This is a genomic window from Mesorhizobium sp. P160187 (assembly GCF_057766425.1).
Window position 1 is genome coordinate 837,394 of sequence record NZ_JBYMDX010000004.1, and the last position, 20,370, is coordinate 857,763.

Annotated in this window: 24 protein-coding genes and 1 pseudogene; 6 read left to right on the top strand and 19 right to left on the bottom strand. The window is 62.0% G+C overall.

The features are described 5' to 3' along the window. Positions 1 to 677 precede the first annotated feature (677 nt). The 4 genes from AC3CCE_RS21115 to AC3CCE_RS21130 are packed head-to-tail and all read left to right on the top strand — an operon-like array spanning position 678 to position 3,082. Positions 678 to 977, top strand: coding sequence for a hypothetical protein (locus AC3CCE_RS21115; RefSeq protein ID WP_352511713.1), 300 nt, complete (start codon positions 678 to 680; stop codon positions 975 to 977). Then, on the top strand, positions 968 to 2,059 hold the full coding sequence (locus AC3CCE_RS21120) for an acyltransferase family protein (RefSeq protein WP_352511715.1): 1,092 nt from the start codon (positions 968 to 970) through the stop codon (positions 2,057 to 2,059). The genes AC3CCE_RS21115 and AC3CCE_RS21120 overlap by 10 nt, the downstream gene beginning before the upstream one ends. Then, positions 2,059 to 2,715, top strand: a complete 657-nt coding sequence (locus AC3CCE_RS21125; protein ID WP_488377190.1) for an acyltransferase family protein — start codon at positions 2,059 to 2,061, stop codon at positions 2,713 to 2,715. The genes AC3CCE_RS21120 and AC3CCE_RS21125 overlap by 1 nt, the downstream gene beginning before the upstream one ends. Then, positions 2,615 to 3,082, top strand: a complete 468-nt coding sequence (locus AC3CCE_RS21130) for a hypothetical protein (RefSeq protein WP_488377218.1) — start codon at positions 2,615 to 2,617, stop codon at positions 3,080 to 3,082. Before AC3CCE_RS21125 ends, AC3CCE_RS21130 begins: the two co-directional genes overlap by 101 nt. A 199-nt stretch (positions 3,083 to 3,281) precedes the next feature. Here AC3CCE_RS21130 and AC3CCE_RS21135 read toward each other — a convergent pair whose 3' ends face one another. From AC3CCE_RS21135 to AC3CCE_RS21180, 10 genes are all read right to left on the bottom strand, one after another. Next, complete coding sequence (locus AC3CCE_RS21135; RefSeq protein WP_352511717.1) at positions 3,282 to 3,437, bottom strand: hypothetical protein; 156 nt, start codon at positions 3,435 to 3,437, stop codon at positions 3,282 to 3,284. Between the two features lie 77 nt (positions 3,438 to 3,514). Then, positions 3,515 to 3,871, bottom strand: a complete 357-nt coding sequence (locus AC3CCE_RS21140; RefSeq protein ID WP_352511718.1) for a hypothetical protein — start codon at positions 3,869 to 3,871, stop codon at positions 3,515 to 3,517. 313 nt (positions 3,872 to 4,184) lie between these two features. Continuing rightward, positions 4,185 to 4,598 carry a DUF6074 family protein gene (locus AC3CCE_RS21145; protein ID WP_352511720.1) on the bottom strand — a complete coding sequence of 138 codons (414 nt, stop codon included), beginning with the start codon at positions 4,596 to 4,598 and terminating at the stop codon, positions 4,185 to 4,187. Positions 4,599 to 4,616: 18 nt separating this feature from the next. Then, a complete protein-coding gene (locus AC3CCE_RS21150; protein ID WP_352511721.1) occupies positions 4,617 to 5,078 on the bottom strand; it encodes a hypothetical protein in 462 nt (153 codons plus the stop codon). Beyond that, positions 5,075 to 5,995, bottom strand: coding sequence for a hypothetical protein (locus AC3CCE_RS21155; protein ID WP_352511723.1), 921 nt, complete (start codon positions 5,993 to 5,995; stop codon positions 5,075 to 5,077). Before AC3CCE_RS21155 ends, AC3CCE_RS21150 begins: the two co-directional genes overlap by 4 nt. Continuing rightward, positions 5,992 to 6,174 carry a hypothetical protein gene (locus AC3CCE_RS21160; RefSeq protein ID WP_031197728.1) on the bottom strand — a complete coding sequence of 61 codons (183 nt, stop codon included), beginning with the start codon at positions 6,172 to 6,174 and terminating at the stop codon, positions 5,992 to 5,994. The genes AC3CCE_RS21155 and AC3CCE_RS21160 overlap by 4 nt, the downstream gene beginning before the upstream one ends. Continuing rightward, on the bottom strand, positions 6,174 to 6,320 hold the full coding sequence (locus tag AC3CCE_RS21165; protein WP_352511724.1) for a helix-turn-helix transcriptional regulator: 147 nt from the start codon (positions 6,318 to 6,320) through the stop codon (positions 6,174 to 6,176). The genes AC3CCE_RS21160 and AC3CCE_RS21165 overlap by 1 nt, the downstream gene beginning before the upstream one ends. A 317-nt stretch (positions 6,321 to 6,637) precedes the next feature. Next, positions 6,638 to 7,204 carry a hypothetical protein gene (locus tag AC3CCE_RS21170; protein WP_352511725.1) on the bottom strand — a complete coding sequence of 189 codons (567 nt, stop codon included), beginning with the start codon at positions 7,202 to 7,204 and terminating at the stop codon, positions 6,638 to 6,640. Then, on the bottom strand, positions 7,201 to 7,746 hold the full coding sequence (locus AC3CCE_RS21175) for a tyrosine-type recombinase/integrase (RefSeq protein WP_352511772.1): 546 nt from the start codon (positions 7,744 to 7,746) through the stop codon (positions 7,201 to 7,203). Before AC3CCE_RS21175 ends, AC3CCE_RS21170 begins: the two co-directional genes overlap by 4 nt. Continuing rightward, positions 7,734 to 8,504, bottom strand: a complete 771-nt coding sequence (locus AC3CCE_RS21180; protein ID WP_352511726.1) for an integrase arm-type DNA-binding domain-containing protein — start codon at positions 8,502 to 8,504, stop codon at positions 7,734 to 7,736. Before AC3CCE_RS21180 ends, AC3CCE_RS21175 begins: the two co-directional genes overlap by 13 nt. A gap of 416 nt (positions 8,505 to 8,920) precedes the next feature. On the opposite strand from AC3CCE_RS21180, the pseudogene AC3CCE_RS21185 reads away from it, so the two are divergent. Further along, positions 8,921 to 9,927: pseudogene (locus AC3CCE_RS21185) on the top strand (dihydroxyacetone kinase subunit DhaK). A 24-nt stretch (positions 9,928 to 9,951) separates the two neighbouring features. Beyond that, the gene (gene dhaL, locus AC3CCE_RS21190; RefSeq protein WP_023714405.1) at positions 9,952 to 10,593 is read left to right on the top strand and encodes a dihydroxyacetone kinase subunit DhaL; all 642 of its coding nucleotides are present in this window, start codon (positions 9,952 to 9,954) and stop codon (positions 10,591 to 10,593) included. A gap of 15 nt (positions 10,594 to 10,608) precedes the next feature. On the opposite strand, the gene derI is transcribed toward dhaL, so the two are convergent. The 9 genes from derI to AC3CCE_RS21235 all read right to left on the bottom strand — a co-directional run bounded on the left by derI (position 10,609) and on the right by AC3CCE_RS21235 (position 20,363). After that, complete coding sequence (gene derI, locus AC3CCE_RS21195) at positions 10,609 to 11,046, bottom strand: D-erythrulose-4-phosphate isomerase (protein WP_023672592.1); 438 nt, start codon at positions 11,044 to 11,046, stop codon at positions 10,609 to 10,611. 26 nt (positions 11,047 to 11,072) lie between these two features. Beyond that, a complete protein-coding gene (locus AC3CCE_RS21200) occupies positions 11,073 to 11,840 on the bottom strand; it encodes a triose-phosphate isomerase (protein WP_023701685.1) in 768 nt (255 codons plus the stop codon). A 78-nt stretch (positions 11,841 to 11,918) separates the two neighbouring features. Then, positions 11,919 to 12,857, bottom strand: a complete 939-nt coding sequence (locus AC3CCE_RS21205; RefSeq protein WP_023744770.1) for a sugar phosphate isomerase/epimerase family protein — start codon at positions 12,855 to 12,857, stop codon at positions 11,919 to 11,921. Next, entirely contained in the window at positions 12,857 to 14,374 is a 1,518-nt protein-coding gene (locus tag AC3CCE_RS21210) for a glycerol-3-phosphate dehydrogenase (protein ID WP_023744769.1), read from the bottom strand. The genes AC3CCE_RS21205 and AC3CCE_RS21210 overlap by 1 nt, the downstream gene beginning before the upstream one ends. Further along, a complete protein-coding gene (locus AC3CCE_RS21215; RefSeq protein ID WP_352625946.1) occupies positions 14,371 to 15,930 on the bottom strand; it encodes an FGGY-family carbohydrate kinase in 1,560 nt (519 codons plus the stop codon). Before AC3CCE_RS21215 ends, AC3CCE_RS21210 begins: the two co-directional genes overlap by 4 nt. Positions 15,931 to 16,039: 109 nt before the next feature. After that, positions 16,040 to 16,981 (bottom strand): D-ribose ABC transporter substrate-binding protein, encoded by a 942-nt coding sequence (locus AC3CCE_RS21220; RefSeq protein ID WP_081725422.1) that lies wholly within the window; start codon positions 16,979 to 16,981, stop codon positions 16,040 to 16,042. A 37-nt stretch (positions 16,982 to 17,018) separates the two neighbouring features. Next, positions 17,019 to 18,152, bottom strand: coding sequence for an ABC transporter permease (locus AC3CCE_RS21225; RefSeq protein ID WP_023688198.1), 1,134 nt, complete (start codon positions 18,150 to 18,152; stop codon positions 17,019 to 17,021). 25 nt (positions 18,153 to 18,177) lie between these two features. Next, positions 18,178 to 19,716 carry a sugar ABC transporter ATP-binding protein gene (locus AC3CCE_RS21230; protein ID WP_023697632.1) on the bottom strand — a complete coding sequence of 513 codons (1,539 nt, stop codon included), beginning with the start codon at positions 19,714 to 19,716 and terminating at the stop codon, positions 18,178 to 18,180. After that, positions 19,713 to 20,363 (bottom strand): DUF2291 domain-containing protein, encoded by a 651-nt coding sequence (locus AC3CCE_RS21235; protein ID WP_023691086.1) that lies wholly within the window; start codon positions 20,361 to 20,363, stop codon positions 19,713 to 19,715. Before AC3CCE_RS21235 ends, AC3CCE_RS21230 begins: the two co-directional genes overlap by 4 nt. Positions 20,364 to 20,370 lie beyond the last annotated feature (7 nt).

Below are 20,370 nucleotides of genomic sequence, written 5' to 3' on the forward strand. Positions count from 1 at the left end.
CTCGTTCTCCTCCTCGCGCTCGCCGTCCTGGGCGTGCAATTCCAATTGGCTGCCATATCCCCATCCGAGGCTTTCCTCGAGATCAGGATCCGGGCTCATTGCGTCGAGCAGGTTGCTATCCCCAGGCGGTCGTTTTCCGCCACGGTGAGGAAGATTGCCCCGTCTTCACGGCGCATTTCAGGTTGATGGATGGTCATGATGTAGGCTCTCTGGTTTCGGCTTCTCACGGCCGGTTGCCAGTGGACAGCACTGGCGCCGGGAGGGTGAGAACATGGCCAGAGACCATGCGCGAACGGCCTTTCCCTTTCGGGTCTTGTATAGCCGCCGCTCTCCCGGCATAGTGCTGCCGTTCGCTCCGACGGCTAAGTCGGCTCGTTCTACCCGTTGGCAATATCGATCCTTGGAGGGATCGCCCCGCTAACGCTCTGGGTGCAGATGGCCCGGCAGGGCCATCTGCGGGAGTTCTCACGCTCCGCCGGTGATGATGCGCCGACACCTTTAAAAACTCAAGCACGCCCTTGCGGGGGCGAAGCTTGCGCGCGCAACATAGGCGGAAGAACAACCAACGGGGGAGGCTTCCAGTGGAATGGCGCACAGGCCCGGCACAGCCGTCTGGCTGACATCTATTAGCTCCCGCTCACCTTGACGCCAGCGCCGGCTGCTCCAGAATCTGGGACATGGCTCGGGGCAATATCAAAGTTGGCGATGAGGTCGCCGTCACGGCGGTTGTGCGCGGCCGGGTGACACCCGATCGCATCAGCGTGACGATCCCCTCCTATGACTTCCCGCATTCTGTTGTCGATTCGACTTCGAAGGCTGTGATTGGCCAGCATATGGAGCTCACCGGCAAGGTCACGCGCGTTGACGGCGACACCGGTGACCGTCAGCCTCCGGCCATTGGTGACTGTCGACGTCGAGCATGTTCGCCTGGTCGAGAGCTACGTCGCGCCAAAGCGGAAGAATCCACTTGTCGATAAGGCCTAGCTACTACCCTTGGCTGCTGGCTGCAGGCGTTTCTCTGTGGTATCGGCAAAAGATGGGAGGCAACAACAAAGAGCAACGTTACACCGGTCTGCAGGCTTTACGAGCTATCGCTGCCCTATTGGTTGTGATTCAACATGCGGGCTATTTTTCCGGCCTTGTGACAGGATCTGATACGCTCGGCTTTCGGCATCTCCAGCTTGGCACCACTGGTGTTTTCATCTTCTTCGTCATTTCCGGCGCAGTCATGGCACTGGAGTCCAAGGAAGGGCCGACGGCCTTTGCTCTTGCGCGCCTGACACGAATATACCCTGCCTTCTTCCTCGCCCTCGTCTTCGCCTATGTCGTACTGTGGATCGCAGGGACACGCCCCCACGTCGGACCGGATGCTTCCCTGCTTCTGCTTCCGACCGGTGATCTCAATTCCACGTTCAATATCCCCTATTGGACGCTGATTTACGAGATGCAGTTCTATTTCCTGCTTTGGCTGGCCATGCTTTGCCGGACTTCTCACCAGCAGAGGATGTGGCTGGCTGTCGGTTGGGCTGTAGTCATCTTGGCTGCAGGCGCTGCGAGAGTGGCGGTGCCCGTTGCAAACCCAACTGCCACACAGATACCGCTTGTCGGAGTGAATTTATTTTTCGTCATCGGCTATGTGATGGCGTCGGGCATGATGACAAAGGACTGGCGACCGTTTTTTATCCTGCTGGTGCTGACTTCGATCATGAGTGTGTACGCAAATGCCTGGAGCGGAACTTACCTCGGGCTCGCTGTCCTGAGTGCTTCGGCGGTATTCGTCGCCCTCAAAATCGAAGCCGGCTTAGTGCCGAAATGGTTGGCAAAGGCAGGGGACTATTCCTACGGGCTCTATCTCGCCCATCTGTCGATCATCTCCGCGATCTATACCTTGGCGCCAGGCTGGCCGCTTTGGGCGATGGTGGTCACTATGCTGTGCGCAGGGCTGGGAGGCGGCTTGATGTTTGGCCGCCTGGAGCAATGGCTCTATGTGAGATACTGGCGGCCAATCGCCAAATGGGCATATTTGGTTAGTCCCGTAGCTCAGGCTCAAGCCAGTTAATGGCGGCGCAGCGAAATTACGATCTGGACGCGCTTCGCGGGCTGGCAGCGCTCAGCGTGGCGGTCGGGCATTGCGCTACCGCTATCGGTGGCGTTGGCCCTGCGTTGCGTATGACCATCGAAACAGCACCGGACGCGACGCTGCAGGATGGCGTTTTTCGGCTCCTGCACATCGTCTTTCATGCCGACGCTGCGGTTATCGTGTTCTTTGTTCTGTCGGGTCTGGTGCTTTCCCGGTCGCTTAGGAGCCGAGACGATGGCATTGTGGCCTACATCGTCCAAAGAACTTTCCGCCTTTTCCCGGTGGCGGCCGCCTCAGCACTCATCATTGGCTATCTGACGCCGGCAAGCACCTGGTCGCAGATCCTAGGCGCTTCGATCTTGTACGACACCTCTCTAAACGGGGTGCTGTGGACACTGCAGATCGAGGTTCTGGGGAAGCCTTTGGGTCTACGCCGCAGCGACAGGCAGGCGAATACACCCGGCAATCTTCTATGCCTTTGTAGCCGCCACAATCGCAGTTTCCTACTTCGACCATCGCCCGGTTCCGCTGTTCATGAGCGCCTTCGCCCTTGGCGCGATCATCGACGATCTGCCGGCCACCGTGATCACCCGCGTTGCCGCTGTGCTCGGGCTTGTCGCCCTAATGACGGCTGACTTCATGCTCGGCCAGGGCTTTGCAATGCGTTGTTGGCAGATGGCGGGAGCGGTTTGTGTAGTTGCCTACATTTCACGCAATTCGACCTGGCTGACGGCGAATCGCTTCGCCCATTTCCTCGGGCGGATAAGCTACCCGTTTTACCTACTTCACCTTGCGGGCGCGCTGATCGTCGCAAAGCTTGGGGTAAGGTCGCTAGACCTCGACCCCTTTTCGCTCTTTGCAGTCTACAGCGTCACGTCGATCGCCATAGCCATCGCCCTCGCGTGGATCACTCACCTTGCTGTCGAAGTCCCCGGCATGGCCCTAGGCGAGAGGATCCGGCGCCTGCTTGCAGCGCCGAGGCCCGTGCCCACAGTGGCCTAGTCCACTATCTCAACCGTCTGGCCCTGGCAGGTGATATCGCCAGCGCTCGCCACTCCGTTCTGCCCTTGGAACTTGACGACGATCGCTCCTCTGGTGGCCTCGGCACCTGTGCCTCATACGACCTGCGAGATGCTGCTTCCTCCGACTGTCGTGCGCCTGTAGGTCTCTGCCGAAGCGCCAGTCACGAGCAGCTCGGCGCTCACCTCCCACCCGATGGCGTTGAGCCGCCCATGTTGGTCGCGCCGAACCATAGCCGGCCGGTCTTGGTGTTCGCATTGGCGGCAGTCGTGCCCCAGGACCTGATGCGAACGCGCTGACCAACCTTAAGCGCAGCAGCGGGGATGCTGTAGGTCATCAGGTCTTCAGCGGTCGTGACGGCTGTCGTGGAAGCCGGCGTGACGTTAGCCGACACCATGTCCGAGCTAACGCCATTCACCAGGCGCTGGCCGGTTGCATTGACGCCCGCCGTGCCGAGCACGTTCTTACCGAAAAGCCGAACGTCGGCGTAGGGTGACGCGCCAAGGTCGACGTCGTAGAACGCGCCCGCCGCCTGATTACTATGAAGCGCACTCGGGTGAGTTCAGCGGCCACGGAAAGCTCGGCCGCGGTCTGGACCTTGGAGAGCGTCACAGGGGTCAGCGTGTCGGCACCGCCGAGCGCTTGGGCGAACATGTCGACAAGCTCCTGCCGGCGGCGCCACTCGCGCGTGCGGCGGTCCAGCATGCCTTGAGCAAGGCCGCCATACTTGCGGGCGATGTCAGGCGCTTGAGCGGGGTTGATGGCTAGCACTTTCGTTGCCCTTGCGTTGCCCCAGATAAATTATCGACGCAGACGATGCGGCAAGAATGGCTGATTTGCAAGGGTTCGACGGGTGAGAACAACCGGTTTGAAGCCGGATGGGCGCTAGTGTGCGCTCTTTTTTGACGCTTAGCAGCGGGTGAGAAAAAGTCGCGTTCCGAGCACGAGCATTGGGCGATTTTCTCAGAACTCAGTTTCAATGCAAACAGGGGCAATGAGGAGCCTCGCGCGCGCGGCGTTTAGCGCTGACAGGAAGACGCGGGGCCTGAGGCCCCACACCCCCACTCGTTCCGCTTCGCGGACATTATGCTGCCGTTGGCGGCGGCGCGCCATGATTGGGCATGGAATGGTCGATAGTGCTGGCAACGGCTGCCGAGTATCGACGGATTTCCATATCGACTTGGCGGCAGGGAATACCGACGGCGCGAAGCTGGGCTCGGAGGCCTTTGACGTGCTCGCTCCAGAACTTGCGGCCGGCGTATAGTCGAGGGTGCAGAGTTCGTGTGCGATGGCGCGGATAAGGACGACGCGGCGATCGGCGGGGAATGCCACTATCTGGCCGGTCTTCCTTGCTGGCTGCTTGAAAAGGTCGAGTTGTGTCATGCGTCACCCGAGCAAGAGATGGCTGTATTAGCGGGACCACTGTGGTCTCGCCTGCGGAGGGGTGCGGGAAAGGTCCATGCGGGACCACTGTGGTCCAGGAGACCAGCGCCGGCATGCGGGACCATTGTGGTCCTCATGGCTCCTCACCTCTCGCTGTAAATTTTGGATTGAAGGGCGTCGGCAGCGCCAACCGAAGCGTCCGCACTTCGTTGATGCCACCACCCGGGATTTTGTGCCGACACCGGCTCACGATGAACAGGCCGAGCCGCTCGTACAGGCCTATCTCGCGGGATATCGTTTTGATTGAGCAGCCTCCTCCCATCTTGGCAAATTCGAAATTCGTGCCGCTGATGGTCCCGGCCTTCATGTTGAGGTGCTGTCGGACGAAGGCCAGCAACCGGAAGCTGATGTTCTCGGCGTGAACGATTTGCAGGGCGCAGTGGTGCCAGTCGGCGAAAGCCTCCTCGCATTCCTTGAACGTGGATCCCCACCTCATGTGGATGGCAGCGCTGCGCTGGATCTTCTTCCGCTTGCCGCTCCACCGCGGATTGCTGGCGTCGGCGCCGGGGATGAATGGGCTGGGCTGGACGGTCACGCATCCCCCCTCGGGGCCGGCAAGGCTGCAGTGATCAACTGCCGCTCGCGTGCCTGTATATCGCGGTCTTCATGGAACTGGTGAACGTCGAACAGGTCGATGATATGTGACCGCAAGATATGAGCGATGTTGTCGGGCGACAGCGCCTCGAGTTGGCATGTCTCACCCTCCCATCGCGCGGTGCGGCTGTCGGTCTTCTTGGGCGGCACGGTAGGCAGCGAATAGCGAAACACCTGGTCGGCGGTCAGGGCGATGCGTTTGAAGTCGACTGTCACCGAACTCCATGGGCGATCGGCGATGACGAAGGCAGAGACGTCCTCGGCGATGACATCGAACATCGATTTGCCGCTCGGGTCATAGTCGCCCAGGTGCAAGATCACCGTCGGCTTTGCGATCTCGCATATTCGATCGGCCAGATCCTTCTTCGCAGTGAGACTGTCGAAGCCGCCTGAGGAATAGGCTTGCACCGAGAATTCTCGGCTGACCTTGAAGAGCTGCGACAGCATGCCGGCGGCGTCGCACCAGACCTCGACGTGCAGGTTTTGATTGGCGAGCATGTTCCGATGGTAGTTTTCGCCGAGCACCCGCACATGGCGCAGGAAATGGTTCTGGTCGTCAAAATGGTCCATGCGGAGCGTGACCACGCCATCGTCGCGGATCGCATTGAACGGGATCACCCGGCCGCGGCGCGCGTTGCCGATATGGTCGATCAGCTTCGAGTAAAACGACTCATCCTTCGGATAACCGTAGGCGCCGACCAGCCGATAAAAGACATGGCGGATCGTGAGCGGCCAGTGTTCCCGGTATTCGGTGAGAACCATGTCGACCGCATCGAGCAGCGTCTTGGTCTGCGGCTGGTAGTTGGCGATGTAGCCCTTCGGTCGGCCAGTTTTACGGCTAGGCGTAATTTCGCTCATGTGGCGCGGGCCCGCCGCAGGTTCGCTTCCCTGATCGCTTCGATCGCTTCAGCAGCGGTCAGGCCGAACGCCTGCTTCAGGTGGGGGATAATTGGCCGGCTGATGCGCTCCCGGCTGTCAGATCGCAGCCAGGCTGCAGCCTCATCGATAGCGGCGCTATGTTCGTGATCAGTGGTCATTAGGCCACCGCGTCTCGCTGGTCGACGCGGGCCTTCACCCAAGCATCTAACTCAGCCTCGACAAAGGCGCGCCGACGGGGCGAAAGGAACACCGGCTTAAACCGGTGCTCCTTGATCATGCGGTCGATGTAATTTCGAGAGTACACGATCCCTTTGAGGGGCGTTCACTGAAGGCGACAAGAGTTTGCATTGGAGTGCCTTACGTTGCTATCGAAGGCCTCATAGCGTAGTCATTTCAGCGTCGGGAAATACACTTCTTTGAAGAAATTTTGTGCGAACAAACCCGCGTGCTGGTTTAGAGCGCAATCAGCACTGGCAAATCAGGATAGCTTGCTTTTCTCTTCATCCCTATAAGCGATGATGCGAGTGACGATCGACTTGCGAGGCGGCGCGGCGCCAAGGAATAGCTTGGCACCGGTCTCAATGAAATTGGCAGTAGGGCTGCCGGCGCTCTCCGATATCTTTATATGAGCAATCGGCACTTTAAACGCCGCGCACCAGAGCCGAGCAAGGCCACGTATGAGCCCATCGATCTCGGGCTGCTCGTTTTTCGTCGGTCGACCTTCAACCATTTTTCCATGCCGTCAGCCATAGCGGTCACGCTCGCAAGCAGGCGGTGAAGCACCCGTTTAGCGATCTCGACGTCACCCTCGGTGAACTCAGCCGGAACGAGGCATGCGTTTAGTTCTTCTTCCGACATGGGGACCGGAGCTGCGTCGTCCCAACTATCAGGCACGCGCACACCCGCCCCAAACTCGGTAGCCGTCGACAACTCGAGCTTTTGGCTATCCGAATACTGCACGGTGGACGACACCGCCTCCTGGAGCCTTTTCCATTCATCGACGGTCCCTTGATGTGTGTCCTTTTTCCGCCGCTCAGCCGACCAATGAAACGTATTTGCAATGTCGTGCAGCTTCGTTCTCAGCCAATCGCCATGAGGCATGGAAAACCCTTGGGATTCCAGCATTGAAAGGATCTCTCGTTCGGCTCGCTCCGAGAAATCGTGCTGATAGTTGAAATTGAGGGTCATTGACCGGCCGCCTTTATCTGGATGACATTGTTGGCCGTCTTGCGGCCTGTCAGCGCCACAAGCGCGCCCTCCCAGCGCGTCAGGGCGTCTCGCTTCACCTTGAGGCGGTCAGACTGGTTGTACGTCCTGACTAGCGCCGTAGGCACATGCCCGATGACAGCCTCGGCAACCTCGTCCATCACGTCGAGCTCGGACAGCCGGGTGCGAACCGTCCGGCGGATGTCATGATTGACCCACGCCGGCAGCTTGGCCTCTTGATCGTCTTTCCGAAGCGCTGCGAGCATGGCGGCGTCAATCCGCAGCTTGACCTTATGGCCGATCGTCACCGGTCCCGCGCCGTCGAGCGAGCAAAGCCAGTTGCATTTCTTTAACCGCGGCAACTTGGCGATGATGCCGAGCGCTTCGTCAGTGAGAGGCACAACGTGATCGCGGCCGGACTTGAAGCGCGCCGCCGGCACAGTCAGCGTCTTGCGGTCAACGTCGACTTCGGTCCATGACGCCTGGGCGATATCGTTGAGGCGCTGGCCGGTCAGCAGCAGCAGCCGATAGACGGCGCTGTAGACGTCGCCAGCGGCCGTGGCAGTCCAGAGCGCCCAATCTCAGCATCGGTCAGGACGCGGTCCCTTGATCCCTTCTCGCCGATGGTGGTGCGCACCTTCTTTGCCCGGAAGGGTGAGGCGGTGATCAGGTCGTCATCGACACACCAGCCGAAGAACGTCCCGATCTTCTGGGCGATGTTGAGCGCCTGCCGCTGCGCGCCGCGCGCATAGATCGGTTCGACCACTTCCATGATGTCGGCATTGGTGAGGGTGGCGACGTCCCTGCCCTTCCACTTCGGCAGGCATTCCCGGTTGAGGTCGCGCTCGTCCTCGTCGGCCTTGCGGATGCCATCGCGGCGCCGGGCTTTGATGAACCGTTCAAGGATGGTTTCGAAAGACCGGTCACGGCTCTCTGTCGCTGCCCTCGCCGCCGCCTGCCGCTCCTCGTCAGCCTGGACCTTCGGGTCAATGCCGCGATCAATGAGCGCTGCCCACTGCCTCGCCTTGGTGCGTGCCGCTTCAAGCGACATGACGTCGTACTCTCCCAGCGCGCGGCGGGCTGGCTGAGTTGCAACACCGAAACGGGCGATGTAGACAAAGCTGACTTGTCCGGCCTTAAGCTTTGAACCGTTGGACGGCTCCTTGTCGGTTACGCGGACGCCCATGCTCGGGACTTGGGCATCCATGATCACGTATCGCTTGCCAGGAGCAGCCGGCTTCAAAGCCTTCAGGCGGTTGTCGGTCAGGTTCTCGCGGGGCATTAGGGCTCTCCGGGGCAACGTCGGGGCAACAGGATGCAACTGCTGCCTATGTTGCCCTGTGTGCTCTAATGTGCAACAGGAAAGCTGAAATCGTTATGAAACAAGGGGTTTTTCAGGAGTGGAACAACCGGTATATGGCGCTGGTGGGCTATCCCGAGAGCGGCTGTTAACCGGTTGGTCTCTGGTTCGAATCCGGCCCCGGGGAGCCACCGCCTTTTCTAAGCCGTGGTGCGATCTTGTACACTACAGCGCCATTGTCCGCGCACTTCGGTCCGCTTAGCTTCTGCCAGAACGGCTGGTAACAGCTACGAAGCCGATCGAGGCAGTTTGGTGGGCATCGCGCCCCTGCCCTCGCCCGAAGGCAGCCTGATAACGCCCGGTATCACCTATGAAAATACCAAATCGGGAGGACGTTGGTGCAAACCAAGAAGATCATCAATGACGGCAATCGGGCCGTCGACGAGATGCTGGAAGGCATCCTGGCTGCGCATCCCCGCCATCTCAAAGCCGTTGACGGAAGCCCGCGCTCGATCATCGCCCGCGATGGACCGCGCCAAGGCAAGGTAGGCCTCGTCATTGGTGGCGGCTCGGGCCACGAGCCGAGTTTTCTCGGCTTCGTCGGCAAGGGGCTGGCCGACGCGGCGGCGATCGGCAATGTCTTCGCCTCTCCGCCGCCCGACCCGATCCTCGAATGCGCCAAGGCGGCGAGCGGCGGCGCCGGTGTGCTGTTCATGTACGGCAACTATGCCGGCGACGTCATGAATTTCGACATGGCGGCCGAGATGGCGCGATGGACGACATCGAGGTGCGCACGGTGCTGAGCACCGACGACGTCGCTTCCGCGCCCGTTGGTGACAGGCACAAGCGGCGCGGTGTCGCAGGGAACTTCTTCATCTTCAAGGCGGCAGGCGCCGCCTGCGACCGCATGTTGTCTTTCGATGAATGCGAACGCATTGCCGGGAAAGCCAACGACCACACCTTTACCATGGGCGTCGCATTGGCGCCCTGTTCGTTGCCGCAAACCCGCCGGCCGAATTTCGAAATCGGACCCGACGAGATGGAGATCGGCATGGGCATCCATGGCGAACCCGGCATCGCACGCGGAAAACTCAAAACGGCCGACGAGATCACCGACGAAATGCTGGACAGGATTCTCGCCGAGATGGCGCCGGCACGCGGCGAGAAGGTCGCCGTGCTGGTCAATTCGCTGGGTTCGACACCGCTGATGGAACTCTACATCATGAACCGGCGCGTGAAGCGGCGGCTTGACGATATCGGTGTATCCATTCACGCAAGCTGGGTCGGCAATTACTGCACCTCGCTCGAAATGGCCGGCGCTTCGATCACGCTGCACCACCTCGACGACGAGTTGCAAACGATGCTCGACCACCCTTGCGACTGCGCCATGTTTCGCGCCGGGTAAACTGGGGACGGCAAGGAACAACAGATGACAACAATCGACACCACCCGCCTTGCCGCGATGTTCGTTGCCATCGCCGACGCCATGTCAGCCGACCGGGACCGGTTGTGCGCGCTTGACGGGGTGATCGGCGATGCCGACCACGGCATTGCCATGGAGTTGGGATTTGCCGCGGCACGCGACGCGGTGGCCGCATTGGACGACGGGACCACCGATCCGACCATCTTGCTGAACACGGCGGCGAAGTCGTTCCTCAACGCCGTCGGCGCCTCCTCGGGCCCGCTCTATGCCACGGCATTCATGCGCGGCGCGGCCGCCGTCAAGGGCAAGGCGACGCTCGACGACGCCGACGCGGTCGCTATGTTCCAAGCGATGGCCAGAGGCATTCAGGATCGCGGCAAGGCCGAGCCTGGCGAAAAGACGATGATCGATGCGTGGGCGCCGGCCGCGAGGGCTGCGGGCGAGGCACTGGCCGCCGGCAAGGGGCTGGCCGGCAGCCTCGCGGCTGCAGCCGAGGCGGCAAAGGTCGGCGCGGAGGCGACCAAGACGATGATCGCCACCAAGGGCCGGGCCTCCCGCCTCGGCGAACGCTCGCTTGGCCATATGGATCCAGGCGCGGCGTCCGCCGTAACTGTGATCGAGGCGATGCGGATCGCCTTGACCGGCTAGGTCGGGAGCGGATCCTCAGCGCTTCGCGTCGAGCTTGTCGACAGCCTGCACGTTGGCGGCAGAGGGACCGTTCGGATCGAACTCCGAGGCCAGCCAGGCGTCGGCGATCGATTTGGCCAGTTCGGGGCCGATGACGCGCGCACCCATGGTGATGATCTGGGCATTGTTGGATTTCGCAGCGCGTTCCGCCGAATAGGTGTCGTGGGTTAGCGCGGCACGGATTCCGGGCACCTTGTTGGCCGAGATGCTGACGCCGATGCCGGTGCCGCAAAACAGGATGGCGCGGTCGTAATTGCCGTCGACAATTTCGTGGCCGACCGCAGCGGCAATATCGGCGTAGAATCCGGCCTGGCTGAGATCGACGACCTGCAGTTCTGGCTTGGTGGCGAGATGCTTGGCGATGACATCGAGCAGCGGCTTGCCGGCGCTGTCGGCTCCGAGTGCGATCTTCATGGCAATTAACTCCTTCGTTTTCGTGGTCAGCGCGCAATGGCGGCCGACGCCTTTTTGAGAATGTCGATATAGCCTTCCGCTTGCCATGCCGAGCGGCCGATGAACAGCCCATCGATATGCGGCTGGCCGATCAGTTCGGCCGCGTTGCCGGGATTGACGCTGCCGCCGTAGAGCACAAGCGGGGCGGTCGGCAACCGGGTTGCTGCGACCTGCTTGATCAGCGCCTGCTGCTTGTCGGCATAGTCGGCGCTGGCCGGAATGCCTTTCTCGCCGATCGCCCACACCGGTTCATAGGCAAAGAGTATCTCTGCCGACAACTCATTGTTTGCGAGACCCTGCAGCGCGCCCAAAACCTGCGCGGTCAGGATTTCGTCGGCGCGGCCGCCCTCGCGCTCGGCCAGCGTCTCGCCGACACAAATCAAGGGTACGAAGCCGTGCTTGACTGCCGCTGCGGTTTTCAGTCCCACGATCTTGTCCGTCTCGCCAAAATGCTCACGGCGCTCGCTATGGCCGAGTTCGATCAGGTCGAGCCCACAATCCCTCAGCATCACCGGCGAAATCTCGCCCGTCCAGGCACCGGCATCGGCCCAATGCATGTTCTGGGCGCCGACCTTGACGCGGGTGTTGGCGAGCGCCGCCTTGACCTGCCGCACCGCGGTGAAGGGGGGAATGACGAAAGGCTGTATCGCCGGATCGAAGCCCGGCACGAACGCCGCCAATGCCTCGGCGAACTGCAGCGCCTCCGCCAGCGTCTTGTTCATCTTCCAGCTCGTGCCGACCCAATATGGGGCCATTCTTCTCTCCTTCGATCCGAAATTCGGATGATGCGTGTTTCCGGGTCTACGCGCCGGCCTTCGGGCCGACGCTTTCCCTCAAGCGCGAGGCGTGAGACTTTCGCGGCCGCTGTCGATGTAAGGCGCCCAGAAATCCACCGACTCGCGGATCATTGCAATAACCTGATGATCGACCGGCTCCCTCTCCCGGAAGGAAAGTTCGAGGCAAATCTCATTGTCGGTTCCGCCACCCGCCCGCACTGCATCGAGCAGCTTCTGCGGGATGATGCGGCCATCCTTGTTGTATGCGGCCGTGAACGGCCAGTGCCCGCCCTTGTTCATCGACGACTGCTTGATGTGGATGATCGGCGATCGCAACGGGAACGCTTTCGCCCAGGCATAGGGATCGGTGTCGTCAGGATTGGGCGAGGTCACGTCGCCATGGTCGATGTCGACCATCATCTGCATCGGGATCGGCAGCTTGGCCGTATCGATGGCGCCCTGCAATTCGACGCAGCTTTCGATCGTGTGGCCGAACTCCCGCCCCACCGACATCGGTTCCCAGAACAAATAGGTCAGGCCCGCCGCCTTGGCGTGCTCGGCCACTTCGCGCCAGCATTCGAGCGCGATGTCGAGAAGCGCCGCGCGCCGCTGCGGATCGTCAAAATCCTTGTAGGTGAATATGGCGAACTGCGTGCCCATGCCCGACGCGCCAAGCTCGGCGGAAATGTCGGCAAAGGTCTTGAACCAGTCGACATAATAGCGGCGCACATCCGCGTCCGGATGGCCGAAATGGTTGAGCCGGCCATAGGGACCGGTCATGCCGGAGGTGATCCGCACGCCAGTCCGCGCCAGCGCGCTGTTGAACAGGCGAACGAACTTGACGATCGTTGCCGCCGGCCAACCCGGATTGACGAATTCATGCGTCAGCTGCACGTCGCGGATGCCGATGCCATAGGCAATGGCGTCGATCAGATCGTCGGGATCGGCGAAGCGATTGACCAGCGGGTTGGTGTTCAGCGAAAGCGTGAAGGCCATCAGTTCACCGCCGCCATGGTCTTTGTGCACCAGTCTTCGAATGTCTTCCGCTCGGCCGCATTGATATGCAGCCCGTGTTTGGTCCGGCGTTCGAGAACGTCGGCGGCGGTCATCGCCCATTCGGTCTCGAACAGGAAGACAACTTCCCGCTCATAGAAATCCGGGCCGAAACGCCGGCCGAGATCGGCTTCGCCTTTTACCCCTTTCAGCAGAGCGCGCGTGCGCGTGCCGTAGCTTCGAGCATAGTGCTTCACCAGCGACGGGCTAAGCCACGAGAACTCGGCATGCAGATCGCCCAGGAACTGCTCGAAATCCGCGTTGGGCAGGTCGCCTCCCGGCAGGGGAATTTTGGCCGTCCAGGCCTTCTTCATGGTCGGAAAGAAGGGCTGGATCTTTTCCAGCGCATGTTCGGACAGTTTGCGGAAGGTGGTGATCTTGCCGCCGAACACAGAAAGCAGCGGCGCGCCACCGTTCGGGGCGTCGAGTTCGAAGATGTAGTCGCGCGTCACCGCGCTTGGATTGTCGGCATTGTCGTCATAGAGCGGACGCACGCCCGAGAAGCTGTAGACCACGTCTTGCGCGGTGAGCTGTCGCTTGAAGTAGCGATTGACCACCTTGATCAGATAATCGATTTCGCTGGCCTCGGCCGCCACTTCTTCGGGCCGGCCCTCGTAGGGAATGTCCGTCGTGCCGATCAGCGCCAGATCGTTCTCATACGGGTTGACGAAGATCACCCGCTTGTCGTTGTTCTGGATAAGATAGGCCTGCCGCCCCTCCCAGAATTTCGGCACGACGATATGGCTGCCCTTCACCAGGCGAACGTTGCGGGTGGAATTCTGCCCGGCGACGCGGCTGACGATGTCATTCACCCACGGCCCAGCCGCATTGACCAGCCCGCATGCGCGGACCTTCGTCACCGCACCGGTGCGGCCATCCTGCATGTGGATCGACCACATGCCGCCTTCGCGCCGGGCAGCAATACAGGCGGTGCGGGTGAAGACTTTTGCGCCGCGCTGACTGGCATCGAGCGCATTGAGCAACACCAGCCTGGCGTCATCGACCCAGCAGTCGGAATATTCGAAGCCGCGCTTGAATTCGTCCTTGATCGGCGCCCCTTCCGGCGCTGTTCTCAAGTTCAGCGTCCTCGTTCCCGGCAGCCGCTCGCGGCCGCCAAGATGGTCGTAGAGAAACAGCCCGAGCCGGACCAGCCATGCCGGCCTGTCCTCGGGGCTGTGCGGCAGCACGAAGCGCATCGGCCAGATGATGTGCGGCGCCGCCTCAAGCAGCACCTCGCGTTCGATCAGCGCTTCGCGCACCAGCCGGAACTCGTAATATTCGAGGTAGCGCAGACCGCCATGCACCAGCTTGCCGGAACGCGAGCTGGTGCCTTGCGCCAGATCGTCCTTCTCGCACAGGATGACCGACAGCCCACGGCCGGCGGCATCGCGCGCTATACCGGCGCCGTTGACGCCGCCGCCGATCACGAAGAGATCGACAATATCCGTTGTATCGCTCAAGACTTAGCTCCTGTGCGGTGCGCCATCGATTTCCACACCGGATGCAGCGCCTGACGCGCCGCGACAAAAGACGGAAACAGCGCATCGTAGGTTTGCGAAAGCGCCTCGTCATAGGCGTCGCATTCGCCCAGCAGCGGCGTCACCCACTCGGCGCAGCAATCATCCATCGAGCGATAGACGCCAAGCCCGACTGCGGCCATCATCGCCGCACCCGCGGCGCCGGCTTCCTGGCGGCTGCTGGTCCTGACTTGCGCGCGGGTCGCCGCAGCGATGATACCGCGCAGCGACGGGCTGCGCGCGGCGCCGCCAGACAGGCGGATTTCGCCGGGCACGCTGCCCATTGCCTGGTAGCAATCGCGGGCCGCGAAGGCCAATCCTTCAAGAACCGCGCGTGCCAGATCGCCAAAACCGTGCTTGACGGAAAGCCCGATGAAGCCGGCGCGCGCGTCTGGATCGACGAACGGGCCGCGTTCGCCGGCAAGCGAGATATAAGGCTGATAGACCAGCGACCCCGGTTCCGATCCTTCGACCCAGACATCGAGCGCTTTCAGCAATTCGTCGCCCGAAGGTTTTGCGCCGCTGGCGGTCAGCAAGTCGCGCGCCAGGCCGAGCAGCCAGTCGATGTTGAGCGTCGCCGCCATATTGGATTGCAGTTGCGCATAGGCGCCGGGAACCGGCATGGCGATCGTGTAGCCGGACGCGTTGTCGTTGAGGATGACATCGTCGGCTGTGCGCGCCAGGCGCGTGTGGATGCCGGTCGAGCCGATGACCGTGCAGCCAACATTGCCGCTTGGATCATAGAGGCCGGCGCCGAGCGCGGTGCTGACCATGTCGACGTAGCCCAGCACCACCGGCGTGCCCGCAAGCAGGCCGGTCTCGCCTGCTGCCGACGCAGAAAGCGGATGATGGTCGGTCGTGCCTTCGAGCATGGGGGGCAGCAGGCGGCGGTGCGACGTCAGATCGAGAATGTCGAGCACCTCGTCGGAATAGCTGCGCGCGCGGAAATCGCCGAAGGTGAAGGTGCCTTCCGAGGGATCGGTGGCGCGCTCGCCGGTCATCTTGAAATAGAGCCAATCCTTGCAGTGAAAGGCAGTGGCGGCGCGCTCCAAAATTTCCGGGCTGTTTTTCTTCAGCCAGCTGAGCTGAGCGCCCTGCTGGCAGGCGTTGAGCCCGGTGCCGGTGATCGCGAACCGCGTGCGATCCCGGGGATCGCCGCGCATCTCGTCCACCAGATGTCCGGCGCGCGCATCGAGCCAGAGCCAGGCGCGCCCGACCGGCATGCCGTCGCCATCGATCAGCCAGGTGCCGTCGCCCTGCCCGGTCACCGCGACGGCCGCGGTTCGCCGCGCGAGGTCTGGAATTTTCGTCGCCAGATCGAGAACGGTCAGCACCATGTCGCGCCAGGTCTGATTAAGGTCCTGCTCGGCGCCGCCGCCTTCCAGCGTGACGAAGCTGTTGGTCACCGACGCCATGGCAAGCTGCCGCCCCGACAGATCGAAAGCGACCGATTTGATCACGGACGTTCCCGCGTCGATCCCGATCAGCAGGTCTTTCATGCCGCACGTTCCGGATGGTTATGAAGGCAATTCACAAGGAGCAGTCTTTATTGTCTGGAGCCGTGGAAGAGCCAGGGAGTGTCCGCAAAGGACACCCCCTGAGCACGTTTTATTCCGACAGCACGAAGGGTGCGGTGTACTTGTCCACATTGTCCTTGGTGATGAGCAGGCAATCGAACAGCTGCTTCTCGCTGGTGGCGCCGGTAGCGCCCGACTTGATGAACGAGTCGGCCTGCTGCACAGCCTTGGCCGAGAAGATGGCCACCGGCTGAAGCACGGTGTACTGCAGTTCGCCGGACTTGATGGCCGCAACCGCATCCGGGGAACCGTCAAAGCCGCCGACCTTGATGCCGGCGAGCTTGCCAGCTTCCTTCAGCGCCGCAACCGCGCCAAGCGCCATTTCATCGTTGCCGCTGATCACCGCGATGATGTCGGGATTGGCCTGCAGCATGCTCTGCATCTTGTCATGGCCCTGGGTACGATCCCAGTTGGCGACCTGCGAAGCGGCCTTTTCGAGATCCGGATACTGGCTGAGCACAGTCGCGTAGCCGTTCGAGCGCGTGGCGGCGTTGTTGTCCGACGGGGCGCCGAGCAGTTCGACATACTTGCCCTTTTCACCGACCGCCTGCACCCACTGCTGGGCACCGAGAGCCGCACCCTGGGCGTTGTTGGAGACGAGCTGTCCCTTGGCAAGACCTTCCTGGTTGATCTCGGCATTGACGAGGAAAACCGGGATGTTGGCGGCAATCGCCTTCTTCACCGCGCCGACCGAACCATCGGCATTGGCCGGGTCGAGGATGATCGCCACCGACTTGTTGGTGATGGCGGTGTCGATCAGATTGCTTTCGGTATTGGTGTCGCCCTTGTGGGCGGCGACGTTGGCTGTATAGCCAAGCTTTTCGGCTTCGGCCTTGGCAACGTTGCCTTCGGTCAGCCAGTAGGGGTTGGCCGGATCGTTGACGATGATCGAGATCAGGCCCGCGGCCGATGCGGCTGCGCTAAACCCGACCACCATCGCGGCGGCAAGCAAACTTCTAAGCACGATTTTCATGTACATTCCTCCAATGATTACGCGGTGTTGCTGCCAGTCAGCTGGCAGTCTTCCCTTGGGCAGGATTGGCCGGTTCGGCCTTCCCCCGTTTCTGAGAAGTCGGTTGGCCGCCCGTCGAAGCTGGAAGCTTGCTACGGCGGCGATACTGAACGGCATTGAGGAGCACGGCGAGCACGATGACGGCGCCTGTGAACACTGTCTGCCAGTAGGATGAGATGCCGATGATCACCAGACCATCGGATAGGAAGCCGATGACGAAGGCTCCGAGCAAGGTGCCGCGAATGTTGCCGCGCCCGCCGGTGAGTGCGGCGCCGCCGATGACCACGGCGGCGATGGCCGTCAGTTCGTAGGTGGTGCCGGCGGTCGGCCCGGCCGAGGTCAGCTGCGAGGACAGGATCAGGCCGGCAATGGCGGCGCAGATGCCCGACAGCACATAGACCGAAATCTGCACGGTCTTGACCGGAACGCCGGAGAGTTCGGCGGCGCGCTCATTGCCGCCCGAGGCGTAGAGCCAGCGTCCAAAGGCGGTGCGGTTCAGGACGATGCTGCCGATCAGCGCGATAACCGCCAGCACCACCACGCCGGTCGGCACGCCGAACAGGCGGTTGAAGCCGAGAGCATCGAAACCGGTGTTGCCCAACTCCGGCTTGCCGCCGAGATTGTTGTAGGTCAGGCCGCTGGTCATCAGCAGTGCCAGGCCGCGCGCCATGTACATGACGCCGAGCGTGGCGACGAAGGCCGGAACCTTGAACCGCGCGATCAGCACGCCGTTGATAAGCCCGACGGCCGCACCCAGCATGCAGGCCAGCACCGCGACCACCCAGACCGGCGGGTAGAGAACGACGCCCAGCCAGGTCAGCGTCACGCCCTGCATCAGAAACCCAGCGACGACGCCGGCAAGCCCGAGCGTCGACCCCACCGACAGGTCGATGCCGCCATTGAGGATGACCAGCAGCATGCCGACGGCGAGAATCCCGAAGATGGCGACATGCGAGGCCATGGTCAGGAAATTCGCCACCGAGAGGTAATAGGGCGACAGGATCGAGAAGACGACAATGATGACGATCAGGGCAAAGAAGGCCCGGCCTTCGAGCAGCAGCTTGGCCACGTCGAAGCCCTCGCCGCCCGCATTGGGGCTGGACTGTTTGCTGGCCTGGCTGACATCGCTCATGGGTCGGGGCTCCGAAATTCTATGGTCAGGCGACCACGGCTTCGCCGGAGGCGGCCATGATCTGCTCTTTGGTGGCGTTGGCGCCGAATTCGGCTGAAATCTTGCCGCGCCGCATCACGACGATGCGATGGGCGATGCTGAGGCACTCATTGACCTCCGAAGTCGAGAAGACGACCGCCAAGCCTTGCGCGGCGCGCTCGCTGAGCAAGCGAAAGACTTCGGCCTTGGCGCCGACATCGATGCCGCGGCTCGGCTCGTCGAGAAGGATGACCTTGGGATCTGTCGTCAGCATCTTGCCGATGACGACCTTCTGCTGGTTGCCGCCCGACAGCGATCCGATCATGGCGTTGCCGCCCGCGGTCTTGATGGTCACCTTGCGGATCGAATCGTCGATCAGTGCGCGTTCCCTCGGCCGGGAGAGGAACAGGCCTTTCGCGAACGCCTCGATGCTGGCAAGCGACAGATTGCGGCCGACGGTCATGGTCTGAACCAGGCCATCGCGCTGGCGATCCTCGGGGACCAGAACCAGACCTCGGGCGATGCGCTGGGCAATGGTCAGCCCCGAAACGTCCTCACCCTCCAGCAGCGCCCGCCCGCCCGCCATGGGCACACGGCCGGCGACGGCCTCCAGCAATTCCGTGCGGCCCGCGCCCATCAGCCCATAGATGCAGACGATCTCGCCCGCTTTGACATCCAGCGACAGATGATCGACGACGTAGCCTGAACCCGAAGCGTCGGTGACGCTGACATCCTCGATCGAAAGCGCCACCGCGCCGAACTCGTGGCCGGTCGGCGGCGAGCCGAGATCGAAATTCTCGCCCACCATGTTGCGGACGATCCATTCGAGGTCGATGTCCTTGGCCTCGGCCGTTGCCGTGATCGCCCCGTCACGCAGCACGACGGCGTAGTCGGTGATCTGCAGCGCCTCTTCGAGGTGATGCGAGATGTAGACGATGGAGACACCGCGGCTGGTCAGATCGCGGATCACCTTGAACAGCACCTCCACCTCGGTCGCACTGAGTGCGGAGGTCGGCTCGTCCATGATCAGGATGCGGGAATCGACCGACAGCGCGCGTGCGATCTCGACGATCTGTTGCTGCCCCAGGCGCAGGTCCTCGACCAGGGTCATCGGATCGATGTCTTCTTCGAGGTCGGCCATCAGCGCCCGCGCCTGGCGCGCCTCCTCGGCGAAGTCGAGGCCGGTTCTGGTGCGCAGTTCGCGGCCCATGAAGATGTTGTCGCGAACGCTGAGGTTCGGCGCCAGGCTGAGCTCCTGGTGGATGATCGAAATGCCGCGATCGCGCGCGTCCGAAGACGAGGCAAAGCTGACAAGATTGCCATCGAGCACGATGTCGCCGGATGTCGGCGTCACCACGCCGGACAGGATCTTCATCAGCGTCGATTTGCCGGCGCCATTCTCTCCGAACAGGGTGGTGACCTTGCCGCGATGGATGTCGAAGTTGACGCCCTTGAGCGCGTGGACGCCGCCATACGACATGACGACATTGCGCGCCGAAAGCACGGCATCGCCAGTCGCGGGTTCTGTGCCGGCAGCCATTGTCATTTGACGTCCAGCCTCACCGGTGTGACCAGCCAGCTCTTCGGATTGACCAGCTTGAAGACGCCGACCACCGCTATTGTCTTGCCGGTCAAGGCACTGGTATCGACTTTCGCCAGCACCTCCTTCTTCATCTCGTTGTTCAGCGCCGAGCCGGCGTCCTGATACTCGATCTGGTTGGTGAACTGACCAAAGGTGATCTTGCCGGTGGCGTCGCGAAGCTCGGTTCCGTTGATCGCCGGCCCAGTCTGTACGCGGACGGTCAACGTGTCCGGCAAACCGTCGACGGCGACCTTGTAGATGCCCGATTTTCCCTCGCCGACGACGCCGGTGAACTTGACCGAGATGACCGGTCCGACTCCCGCCGGCACGCCATATTCCTTTTCGGCCGTCGCCCTGTCCTTGGCGATCGCCGTCGCCACCGTAGCGGCGTCGGCGGCACGCGCTTCGACATCGGCTTGCACCTTGGGGAATTCAGATTTGCCGTAGTCGGCGGCCGAAAACACGGCGTTGCGAACATCGCCGGCAGAGCCGATCTTGATCACCTTGGTGTCGAGCGCCATGGCGCCGAGCAGAACCAGAGCCGCGGCGCTGGCAAGGACCCGGCGCAGGTTGGGCGAAGCTTGCCGGGCGGTGGCAGCCTTCGCGCTCATGATGCAA